Annotated in this window: 13 protein-coding genes; 4 read left to right on the top strand and 9 right to left on the bottom strand. The window is 64.8% G+C overall.

What is annotated here, in order from left to right; all coding sequences use genetic code 11:
- From V6M39_RS14735 to V6M39_RS14725, 3 genes are all read left to right on the top strand, one after another.
- Positions 1-253 (top strand): HNH endonuclease (locus V6M39_RS14735; protein ID WP_332644566.1); only part of this gene is annotated, 253 nt, incomplete at its 5' end.
- A 96-nt stretch (positions 254-349) separates the two neighbouring features.
- Positions 350-574, top strand: coding sequence for a hypothetical protein (locus V6M39_RS14730; RefSeq protein WP_332644565.1), 225 nt, complete (start codon positions 350-352; stop codon positions 572-574).
- Between the two features lie 98 nt (positions 575-672).
- A complete protein-coding gene (locus V6M39_RS14725) occupies positions 673-885 on the top strand; it encodes a hypothetical protein (protein ID WP_332644564.1) in 213 nt (70 codons plus the stop codon).
- A gap of 40 nt (positions 886-925) precedes the next feature.
- On the opposite strand, the gene V6M39_RS14720 is transcribed toward V6M39_RS14725, so the two are convergent.
- The 8 genes from V6M39_RS14720 to trhO form a co-directional block, all read right to left on the bottom strand.
- The gene (locus tag V6M39_RS14720; protein ID WP_332644563.1) at positions 926-1,192 is read right to left on the bottom strand and encodes a hypothetical protein; all 267 of its coding nucleotides are present in this window, start codon (positions 1,190-1,192) and stop codon (positions 926-928) included.
- Between the two features lie 88 nt (positions 1,193-1,280).
- Positions 1,281-1,496, bottom strand: coding sequence for a hypothetical protein (locus tag V6M39_RS14715; protein WP_332644562.1), 216 nt, complete (start codon positions 1,494-1,496; stop codon positions 1,281-1,283).
- Positions 1,497-1,594: 98 nt separating this feature from the next.
- The gene (locus V6M39_RS14710; protein WP_332644561.1) at positions 1,595-2,386 is read right to left on the bottom strand and encodes a TrmH family RNA methyltransferase; all 792 of its coding nucleotides are present in this window, start codon (positions 2,384-2,386) and stop codon (positions 1,595-1,597) included.
- 2 nt (positions 2,387-2,388) lie between these two features.
- A complete protein-coding gene (locus V6M39_RS14705) occupies positions 2,389-3,645 on the bottom strand; it encodes an RNA polymerase sigma factor (protein WP_332644560.1) in 1,257 nt (418 codons plus the stop codon).
- Positions 3,646-3,678: 33 nt separating this feature from the next.
- Entirely contained in the window at positions 3,679-4,053 is a 375-nt protein-coding gene (locus V6M39_RS14700; RefSeq protein WP_332644559.1) for a YciI family protein, read from the bottom strand.
- Position 4,054: 1 nt separating this feature from the next.
- On the bottom strand, positions 4,055-4,420 hold the full coding sequence (locus V6M39_RS14695) for a YciI family protein (protein ID WP_332644558.1): 366 nt from the start codon (positions 4,418-4,420) through the stop codon (positions 4,055-4,057).
- Between the two features lie 101 nt (positions 4,421-4,521).
- Positions 4,522-4,890: a YidH family protein gene (locus V6M39_RS14690; protein ID WP_332644557.1), complete on the bottom strand. Its 369-nt coding sequence runs from the start codon at positions 4,888-4,890 to the stop codon at positions 4,522-4,524.
- Positions 4,887-5,783: an oxygen-dependent tRNA uridine(34) hydroxylase TrhO gene (gene trhO, locus V6M39_RS14685; RefSeq protein ID WP_332644556.1), complete on the bottom strand. Its 897-nt coding sequence runs from the start codon at positions 5,781-5,783 to the stop codon at positions 4,887-4,889. Before trhO ends, V6M39_RS14690 begins: the two co-directional genes overlap by 4 nt.
- Positions 5,784-5,844: 61 nt before the next feature.
- On the opposite strand from trhO, the gene V6M39_RS14680 reads away from it, so the two are divergent.
- A complete protein-coding gene (locus tag V6M39_RS14680; RefSeq protein WP_332644555.1) occupies positions 5,845-7,257 on the top strand; it encodes an amidase in 1,413 nt (470 codons plus the stop codon).
- 166 nt (positions 7,258-7,423) lie between these two features.
- On the opposite strand, the gene V6M39_RS14675 is transcribed toward V6M39_RS14680, so the two are convergent.
- The gene (locus V6M39_RS14675; protein WP_332644554.1) at positions 7,424-9,961 is read right to left on the bottom strand and encodes a hypothetical protein; all 2,538 of its coding nucleotides are present in this window, start codon (positions 9,959-9,961) and stop codon (positions 7,424-7,426) included.
- Positions 9,962-10,044: the final 83 nt, after the last annotated feature.

Genomic DNA, 10,044 nt, shown 5'->3' with positions numbered 1-10,044 from the left:
CGCCCGACAACGCGGCGTCTGCGCCACACCAGGCTGCAACCACACCCACCTCGAAATCCACCACGTCATCTGGTGGTCCATGGGTGGACCCACCGACGTCAACCTCCTCATCGGACTCTGCGTCCGATGCCACCACCTGCTCCACCGCGGTTTGCTCAACATCACCGGCAACGCCGTCGACGGCTTCAACTTCACCAACCGCCACCACCACCCAGTCCGACGACGAAGAACCCACTACCGCCAAGCCGCCTGACCCCCAAGTCCAGCGGCCCACCGGCACGCCCACTGCGGGTCACTGGGTGAACACAGACGGGCTTGCCGGGGACTCGCATCATGGGATGCTCTCGGCATGACGACTACGCCAGCGGAACCACCGCCAACTCCTGAGCCGCCCGCGATCGATCGTCAGACCGTGGACGCCCTGATTGCCTACGCGAACGCCCAGCACGTTTTCACGCATTGGCACGTCGACTACACGCGATCTCTCGGTAAGCAGCCGCATCCTCAGTCTCTGAAGAACGTCGAGGGCTGGGAGTTTGTGGCGCTCGCTTTGACCGAGAGCTACGCCGACTGACGACCACTAGGTGTGCTGAGAGTTTGCGGGCTTGCCGAGTGCCGCGCCGATACCGTATAGGGACTCATGACAATCCGACAGAGAACTGGAGGGTGTGAATGGAGTACGTAACTGCAGCTCTCTTGGTGTTCTCCGGGATCTACCTGCTCGGGATTGCAAAGGTCATCTCTCAAAGGTCCGTACTGGTGGTCGTCGGAACAGGTCTCGTGATCTCGGGACTGCTCGTGTTCCTCCTGACGGATACGGAGGGCGACGACTGTGGCGGCGGAGGCTGCCGTGGCGCGTCCGGTGAGTCATCCGCCCTCCGCTAGGTGTATTGGAAGTGTGCGGGCTTGGCGGCATAGCCCGCCGTCACTGCCAATAGATGAAGTGCACAACCTCAAGCAGGAACAAGACTGCATAGGTCGTAAGTGCGATCGCTACGACGAGACCGATTCTTCGCAACAACGGATGAGCGCGCCTGAAGATTAGGAGAGCACCAAACATGGCGGGTACCCCGAACGCTGGTGCCGACAAGGCGAACACCGTGAAGACCAGGACGAACCAGACCGAAACCGCCCAAGGGCTTGAGCTGACCACCCAACGAGGCCGAACCGCTGGCTCGACTGATTGCATCATGAGGGAACCATAGGGCGGTCTAGCTGTGTGGAGACCTCGAACTCACGACTAGGTGCATTGGGAGTTTGGGGCTTAGCAAGCAGGTCGGTCAGGCCAGTCGCTTGCGGATCGCAGCAATGGCGACAACAACGAGTCCGATCGCAAGACTGGTGAGTCCCAAGATTGTGGTGAGCGGAACTATCGAAACGGACTCGCTGTCAGGCGGGTCATAGGACCGGCCTACCGTCACTTCTGGACCGGGTAGGAAGAGCACGACGACCGACAGCAGCAGCCAGCCTCCCACGACGATCCGCCGTCTCGACATGATCGGACGCTACGCGATCGTTGGCGAACTCCGCAGCCGTTCACTAGGTGTATTGGGAGTTTGCGGGCTTGGCCGCACGCTTGGACTGAGCTGTCGGCTCAGCCGCGCTGGCGGGCCGCTTCGTAGAGGAAGACGGTCGCCGCGGTCGCCGCGTTGAGCGAGCTGGCAGAGCCTGAGATCGGTATGCGGGCGATCCCATCACAGGACTCGCGCCACCCAGCGCTCATTCCCGACGTCTCGTTGCCGATCACGAGCAGCGTCGGGCCCGTCAGGTCGTGAGCTGCGATGTTGACGTCGCCCGTCTCGTCAGTGCCGACGACGTTCAGCCCTGCCGCCCGAGCCCAGGCGAGCACCTCGACGTGGCTGCGCTCGCGTACGACTGGCAACGCGAACAACGATCCGGTCGACGCGCGTACGGCACGCGGGTCGTACGGATCTGCGGCGTGCCCCGTGACGATCACTCCGCCAGCACCGAACGCATCCGCGGCACGGACGACAGTCCCGATGTTGCCCGGGCTGCTCGGCCGATCGAAGACCAGGCCTAAGAAGTCGGGTCCGACCGCAATGCGCGACAAGTCGTCCGGAGGCATCTCAACCACCGCGACAAGCTCAGCGACTCCGTCGTCCTTGCCGCTCAGCTCGGACAACAGCTCACTCGACATCGCGACGTGATCAGTGGCAACCGAACGTACGATCGCCGTGGCCCAGTCCGACAGGTCACGGCCGGCGTCGTGAAGGAGCGCGCGTACGGGCCAGTCGTGCTCGATTGCCTGGCTGATCGGTCGCACACCTTGTACCAAGAACTCCCCAGCGCGCTGCCGCTTGTTGCGGTTGGCGATCAGCGCTTCCCACTGCTGAAACTGCGCGTTGCGCTTCGAAATCTGGTGCACGTCTAGCAGTCTGCCGCGCGAGCGAGCAGCAGCGCGCGTTCTTGCTCGTTCTGGGTGAGCGAGGCGGCCCGTTCGAACTCGAGCCGAGCCTCGTCGATGCGTCCCAGCTTCGAGAGCAGATCGCCGCGAACACTCGGGAGCAAGTGGTAGGACCTCAGCTCGGGGAGCTCTGCGAGCTGGTCGATCAGGGCGAGGGCGACCGCTGGTCCGTGCGCCATCGACACGGCGACGGCTCGGTTGAGCTCCACGACTGCCGAGCCGGTGATCACTGCAAGTGACTCGTAAAGCGACGCGATACGTGTCCAGTCCGTGTCCTCAGCGGTACGGGCGCGTGCGTGACATGCCGCGATCTCGGCCTGCAGAACGTACGGGCCCGGAGTGCCACCGATTGCCGTCGCACGTTCGAGGGCCGCGAGTCCGCGGCGGATCAGCAGCTGATCCCAATGCGCGCGGTTCTGATCAAGGAGAAGCACCGGCGACCCGTCAGGCCCAGTTCGAGCCGCAGTGCGCGAGAGCTGGATCTCCATCAGCGCCAGCAGGCCAAGGACTTCCGGGTCATCCGGAACGAGGCCGATCAGCAGTCGACCCAGTCGTACGGCCTCCTCGCTGAGGGAAGGACGCATCCAGTCGTCGCCCGCCGTGGCTGAGTAGCCCTCGTTGAACAGCAGGTAGATGACCGCGAGCACTGCCTCAAGCCGCTCGGCGCGCTCGTTGTCGGCGGGCTCTTCGGTCGGCGCGTCGACATCGGCCAGCGTCTTCTTCGCGCGGGTGATGCGGGCACCGATCGTCGCCTCGCTGGTGAGGAACGATCGTGCGATCTCGCTGGTCGTGAGTCCGGCAACCAGCCGTAGGGTCAGGGTCCGGCGGGCGTCATCGCCGAGCGCCGGGTGACAGCAGATGAACATCAGGCGCAGGACGTCGTCCTCGACATGGTCCACTGCAGTTTCGATTCCAGCCACGACGTCCTCCTGCCCTTCCGCTATTGCTCCGTATGCCCGGTCCTGGCGTTCGCGGCGGCGGAAGCCGTCGATCGCTCGACGTTTCGCCACGGCCATCAGCCAGGCGGCGGGGTTGTCAGGGATGCCGGACTCAGGCCATTGCGAGAGCGCGGCCTCGAGCGCATCCTGTGCGAGATCCTCGGCAAGACCGACATCGCGAGTGATGCGTACGAGGGCGGCGACCAACTTGGTCGACTCGAGTCGCCAGACCGCCTCGACCGAGCGGTGGAGGTCGGAGTCGGTCATGCTGCGCTCGGTCATGACAACCGATCCAACCACCACCACCGCTGGGGGTCACTCCGGGTCGGTGAGGCTTCCGGCGACCTGGCGCAGCTCGGTGAAGAACGAGTCGGGGATTTCCGGCCAGTTCGCAACGTGCAGCTCGACGAAGCCGCGAGTCCACGCCTCAGCGTCTTCGCGTGTGGGCGCGTCGATCATGATGAAGCCTCCGACGACCTCCTTGGCCTCCGCGAACGGACCGTCGGTCGTGGTGACCTTGCCGTCACGAGGAGCAACACGGATCGACTCCGCTGTCGGCGCCAGTCCCGCGTCGGTGACGACACGAGCATGCGTCTCGTCGGCAACGTGCGCGATCATCGCGTCGAGCAGGGCCTCCGGGGGTGCTTCGGTGACGTATTCGTCTAGGTGGATCAGAACGAGGTACTTCATGTCAGGCCTCCGGTCCGAAGACCTGACGGACAACGCTGGTGCCCTCGAACGCGGGCCAGTGGTCGAGGTGGATCTGCATGAAGCGCCGCGAGTACTCGACCGCCTCCTCGAGTGACCGGACCTCGTACATGCCGTAACCGCCGATGACTTCCTTGGCTTCGGAGAACGGCCCGTCGGTCACGGTCATCTTGCCGCCGGACACCCGGATGTGCGGACTGGCCTCGATGGGCGCGAGGCCACCCTGGTCGACGGCGACGCCGGCCTTGACCAGCTCTTCGCCGAATGCGCCGATGGCCTCGAACAGCTCGGGAGGCGGTGGGCCCCAAGGCTGCGCCGGATCGGACTCGATGTAGCTGAGGAATCGCATGATGTCTCCCTTGTCAGTGGCAGGCCCTCTGTGGGTCAGCCTTCACCAGTACGTCGACCGGAGTCGAGCCAATTCGACACGGTCCTCGAAGTTTTCTTGACTCAGCGCACGGCCACGACGATCACGCCCACCGCGACACCGACGATCAGAGAGCCGAGCAGCACGACCAGCACGGCTGCGCCCCCGAATCCCGGAAGGGGGTGCCCCAACCGCAGTGCCCGCTCTGTCGCTCTCCAACGCCGCCAGGACTCAGCCACAGCCACTCCGGCTGCCAGCAGAAGGACCAAGGACGCCACGACCTTGACCCACAAGTCGAGATCAACAGCGGGCGTGTGGATTGCGACCGCACCTGCCAGCAGAGCGAGCGCCGTACGTGTCCAGGCCAGGAAGGTGCGCTCATTGGCCAGGGAGAAGCGCGGATCGGGATCTTGCCCCTCGTCATACACGTCGCTTGGGAAACGCTGGGTCACGTCGACACCGAAGCATGCTGATGGCACATGACGTCGGAAACAAGACACGACTCACAGCGATTCATCTGGCGAACACACGAGGCATCACCGCAATCGGCCACGTGGTTCGATGGCGTCTCGCAACGATCGCAGGCGCCTACCAGCGCGGTGTGGTCGGAGAAGTCCATCGTGATGCGGTCATCGAACACGTAGAGCGAGCCCTCCCACAGGCCGTCGTCTCCGTAGGCCTCGCCGTACGTCGCGATGCCGCCGTCGAGCTGGTAGACCTCCTGGAAGCCGCGATTCTTCATCAGCGGTGTCAGCACCTCGCACCGGATGCCGCCGGTGCAGTAGGTCACGACGGGCTGGTCCTTGAGGTGGTCGTATGCGCCGCTGTCGAGCTGCGCGATGAACTCGCGGGTGGTCTCGACTCCAGGTCGTACGGCGCCGGCGAAGTGGCCGACGTCGGACTCGATCTGGTTGCGACCGTCGAAGAACACGACGTCCTTCGCCTCGACCAGCGCGTGCAGCTCGGCGGGCGAGAGCTTGGCGCCACCGCCGACGATGCCTTCGTCGCCGACTTCGATCTCGTCGGGCGCACCGAATGTCACGAGCTCGTCGCGCACCTTGACGCTCAGCCGCGGGAAGTCGGCGGTCGTACCGTCCTCAAGAGCACGCCCCTCGCTCCACTTGAAGTCGATGTCCTTGAAGGGCGCGTATGCCTTGGTGCCGCGTACGTACTTCTTCATCTCGATGACATCGCCGCCGAGCGTTGCGTTGATGCCATGCCGCGAGATCAGGATGCGGCCGCGCAGGCCGAGCGAGTCGGCGAGGGTGTGCTGCCAGAGCCGGATCGCCTCGGGGTCCGCCAACGGAGCGAAGGCATAGAAGAGAAGGACTTTGGGCGTGGCCACCAGACAATTCTAGAGCGGACAGGAGAACGGGAAGTCGGCGCGAGTCGCATACTCTCAGTTCGTGGCCGAACTGCACGAGCTCGATGCGATTGCCCAGTCCGAGGCGCTCCGTGCGGGCGACACTTCTTCCGTCGAGCTGGTCGAACACCACCTCGACCGCATCGACGCTCATTCGGCTGCGCTCGGGGCGTTCATCATTGTCACGGCGGAGCAGGCGCTCGAGCGAGCGGTGATCGCCGACGCGAAGCTCGCCGAGGGTGACGCTCCGGCGTTCACCGGGGTGCCGATCGCGATCAAGGACCTCACCTTCACCCGCGACACACCCACCTCGATGGGATCTGTCGTGATGCGCGACTTCGTACCTCCCGTCAACGCGTACGTCGTCGACCTCATCGAGAAGGCGGGCTTCGTCAGCCTGGGCAAGACGAACACGCCGGAGTTCGGCCTCTCGTCTTATACCGACAACGACATCATCGGCCCAGCCCGTACACCGTGGGACACCTCGCGCAATGCCGGCGGCTCCAGTGGTGGAGCCGCGGCAGCGGTGGCCGCCGGTCTGGTGCCGCTCGCGCAGGGCAGCGACGGTGGCGGATCCATCCGCATACCGGCGAGCGCCTGCGGCATCTTCGGGTTCAAGCCGAGTCGCGGTCGGGTCAGCGCCGGTCCGCTCGGCAGCGACTGGAGCGGCCTCGCCGTCGACGGACCGCTGACTCGTACGGTCCGCGACGCCGCAGCGCTGCTGGACGTGCTGGCTCACCCGATGCCCGGTGACATACGCCCGCTCCCCGATCCTGCGGTTCCGTACGCGGAGTGGTCGCGACGTGAGCCGGGTCGCTTGCGTATCGCTCGCTGGTCGGCGACGCACCTCGATGGCATCGAGCCCGGCCCCGATGCGCTGGCTGCGTTCGACGCTGCGGGAACGCTGCTGGAGTCGTTGGGTCACGAAGTGCTCGACATACCCAATCCGTTTCCCCAGGCACTCGAGCCACAGTTCAACATCATCTGGTCGAGTGGCATCGCGGGCGTTCCCCTTCCTCCAGAGGTTGAAGCGACGCTGCGTACGAACACTCGCTACTGGCGTGGGCGAGGGGCCACGGCGTCGGCCATCGAGCTCAGCCAGGCGATGCAGTTCCTCGAAGCGACGACTCGCGAGGTCATCACCGGTCTCCAGTCGTACGACGCATTCCTCACACCGACGCTTGCCCTGCCTCCCCAACCCATCGAGTGGTTCAACGAGTCCGGCGATCCGATCGAGGATCACCGCCGAGAGCTGCTGTTCACGCCGTACACCGCGCTCTACAACATGAGCGGCCAGCCGGCCGCGAGCCTGCCGCTGCACTGGAGCGCCGAAGGATTGCCGATCGGCGTGATGCTCGCCGCGATGCCGGGACAGGACGGCGCACTGTTCAGCCTGTGCGCCCAGGTCGAGGCGGCCGCCCCATGGGCCGATCGCCGGCCCAGCCTCTCAAGCTGAACCCCTTGCGATGGAACCCGTGATGACCACGATCGAGGATCCGGACGGAATGTCCTCTGCCTCCACGAGCCCACCCAGCGGGAACCAGTGTGAGGACGGCCCTCTCGGAGGAGGCCGCCCCCACACTGCCACGGGCAGCCCAGGGGACCGACCCACATGTCACCGGTCACTCGTCAGCGCGAAATCTCGCTGAGTCGCGACGGTGGCGCCGCCGCACAGGAGGAGTGCCCCTGCGGACGATCTGAGTGATCCTGCGATGGGCGGTCCCAGTCCGCGCATCACCTCCAGATTCACCCGTGAAACGAATCCCACTGCTGACGAAAGCGGTGAGCCTCTGAGCTGCTGAACGGCCGTTCCGAAGACCTGCCAGGTCCCAATCAAGGCCGCCGACTTGCTGATCTGCGACTGCCGGCTGCCGGCTGGCCGCGATGAGCACTGCACCAACGGCAACCATGCTGCCGATCATGAGGAGCATCAACAGGCTGGTCGCTGCTCCCGTGTCGGGGAGCGGGCCAGCGTCCAGATCTGCGGCATCCACTGCGCCGCAATCGGTGTGCGTGCCGAGGTCACCGTTGAACACGGTCTGCGCGCCATCCTCGAACTGGTAGCCGGGCGCTGGTGTCGCTGTGACTTCGTAGGCGCCCTGCTTGCCGTCGCCGACGGTCAGCGCGTAGTTGGCCACCTCCGTGTCGACGAAGGTCACCGATCCAAACTCGCCGCACTCGTCGATCGACACGACCTGCGGAGCAGCGGTCGGACCGTACTCGTCGCACACGTCCCCGGACAGCTTGCCTTCAGTGACGATGGTCCATTCGGTCGGACCGACGAGTTCGTAGCCCTCTGTGGCCGAGACGACGACCTTGAAGATTCCACCACCGAGATCTTCGATCTCGTAGGTGACACCGGTCGCCGTAGGCACGGCCACGGATCCAGGCGCTTCGCAGGTCGGTTGGACCTCAGTTGGCACCGGAGCTGTCACGCATGTGTGGTGTGCACCGAGGTTCCCGCTGAACACGGTTTGCACGCCATTGGCGAACGTGAAGCCCGACTTGGCGGTGGCGGTCACGGTGTAGGCGCCGGTGACGCCGTTGCCCGATGTCACCGCATAGGTCACACCTTCGGTGTTGGCGAAGGTAATGGCGCCGAACTCGTTGCACTCGTCAATCGCGACAACATTGGGAGCGACTGGCGTCACTACTTCGTCGCATTGCACGCCGGTCAGCTTCGGTAGCACCGTCAGACTCCACTGCTTCGTGCCGTTCAGCGTGTACCCGGCTTTGGCAGTCGCGGCTACGTCGTACGTGCCAGGTCCCGAGCCCGCCGGATCCTGCGAGTAGTCGATCGACGACGTGTCGCCAGGAACGGTCAACAAGCCGTCCTGGTCGCACGTCGGCTCTGACACCGACGGTGCTGTTGCCGTCACGACCTCGTCGCAATCGACGCCCGTCTTCTTGGGCTCCACCGTGACGGTCCACGCCGACTGTCCGGTGATCGAGTACCCAGCCTTGGCTGTGGCTGTCACCTCATACGTACCAGGACCCGAACCCGCCGGATCCTGCGAGTAGTCGATCGACACCGTGTCGCCAGGAACGGTCAGAACCCCAGCGGTTTCACACGTCGGCGGTGAGGCCGTCGGCAGGGCGGGCGTCACACACTCGGTGTGGGTGCCAAGGTTGCCGCTGAACACGCTCTGCGCACCATCGGCAAACTTGTAACCCGAGTTCGCGCTGGCCGTCACGAAGTAGACGCCCGACGTGCCATTGCCCGTCGTGAGCGCATAGGTCACGCCCTCAGTCGTCGCGAACGCGATGCTGCCGTACTCGCCACACTCGTCGATCTCGACGACATTCGGAGCAACCGGCGTGGCGACCACATCGCACTGCTCACCAATCAGCTTCGGCAGAACGTCGACCGACCACGCCTTGGTCCCAGTGATCTTGTAGCCGACCTTGGCGGCAGCACTCACCTCATACGTGCCAGGACCCGAACCCGCCGGGTCCTGCGAGTAGTCAATTGACGCCGTGTCTGCGGGGACGACGAGCGCGCCGTTCGCCTGACACGTCGGCGGGTTGGCCGACGGTGAAGTCGGCACCACTTCCTCATCGCACTGATCACCGGTCAGCTTCGGCAGGACAGTGAGAGTCCAGTGCTTCGCACCGACGATGTTGAAGCCGACCTTTGCCGTGGCGTCGATGTCGTACACGCCTGGGCCAGAGCCCGACGGGGACTGGGTGTATCCGATCGACGACGTGTCGGCGGGGACGACGAGCGCACCGTTCGCCTGACACGTCGGAGCTGACACTGACGGAACTGTCGGAGTGACGTCCTCGGTGCAGTCGGGGAACGAACCGGTACCGACCGATCCGCTGTTGGTGCCGGTGGCGCCGTTCGACCACGTCAACGAGACGGAGAGACCGAGGTTCTGGGGGTTGCTGACGGTTTCGTTGAAGGTCTTGGTCTCGTCGTCGGAGAACGAGGTGTCGACCGGGACGACTCCACGCGATGACGACGTGACCTTTGCTGTCAGGTTCTCCGCGCCACTGTCCCAATTCTGGACGTGCCACTTGATCGTGTAGTTGCCTCCACCAGCGCACTCGACGCTCGCCGTCACGGTGGAGTGGTGGGCGGACGCCGGAGCGGCGACCGCGATCACTCCCCCGACGCCAAGCAACGCAGCGGTTGCATGAGCTATGAATCGTTTCATTGGGGAATCTCCTTCAGATGCGCGCAGGATCCCTGCAGGCGCATCAAGGGTGGGGGCGCACTTTCTGTTAAGTGCGGTTTGCT

It is taken from the genome of Aeromicrobium sp. (assembly GCF_036675695.1).
In the GTDB taxonomy this organism is placed as follows: domain Bacteria; phylum Actinomycetota; class Actinomycetes; order Propionibacteriales; family Nocardioidaceae; genus Aeromicrobium.
This window is presented reverse-complemented; position numbering and strand designations above follow the sequence as displayed.

Excerpts from the sequence above, each read along its gene's own strand:
- V6M39_RS14730 (WP_332644565.1), top strand. The coding sequence starts at position 350 with ATGACGACTACGCCAGCGGAACCACCGCCAACTCCTGAGCCGCCCGCG.
- V6M39_RS14725 (WP_332644564.1), top strand. The coding sequence starts at position 673 with ATGGAGTACGTAACTGCAGCTCTCTTGGTGTTCTCCGGGATCTACCTG.
- V6M39_RS14720 (WP_332644563.1), bottom strand. The coding sequence starts at position 1,192 with ATGATGCAATCAGTCGAGCCAGCGGTTCGGCCTCGTTGGGTGGTCAGC.
- V6M39_RS14715 (WP_332644562.1), bottom strand. The coding sequence starts at position 1,496 with ATGTCGAGACGGCGGATCGTCGTGGGAGGCTGGCTGCTGCTGTCGGTC.
- V6M39_RS14705 (WP_332644560.1), bottom strand. The coding sequence starts at position 3,645 with ATGACCGAGCGCAGCATGACCGACTCCGACCTCCACCGCTCGGTCGAG.
- V6M39_RS14700 (WP_332644559.1), bottom strand. The coding sequence starts at position 4,053 with ATGAAGTACCTCGTTCTGATCCACCTAGACGAATACGTCACCGAAGCA.
- V6M39_RS14695 (WP_332644558.1), bottom strand. The coding sequence starts at position 4,420 with ATGCGATTCCTCAGCTACATCGAGTCCGATCCGGCGCAGCCTTGGGGC.
- V6M39_RS14675 (WP_332644554.1), bottom strand. The coding sequence starts at position 9,961 with ATGAAACGATTCATAGCTCATGCAACCGCTGCGTTGCTTGGCGTCGGG.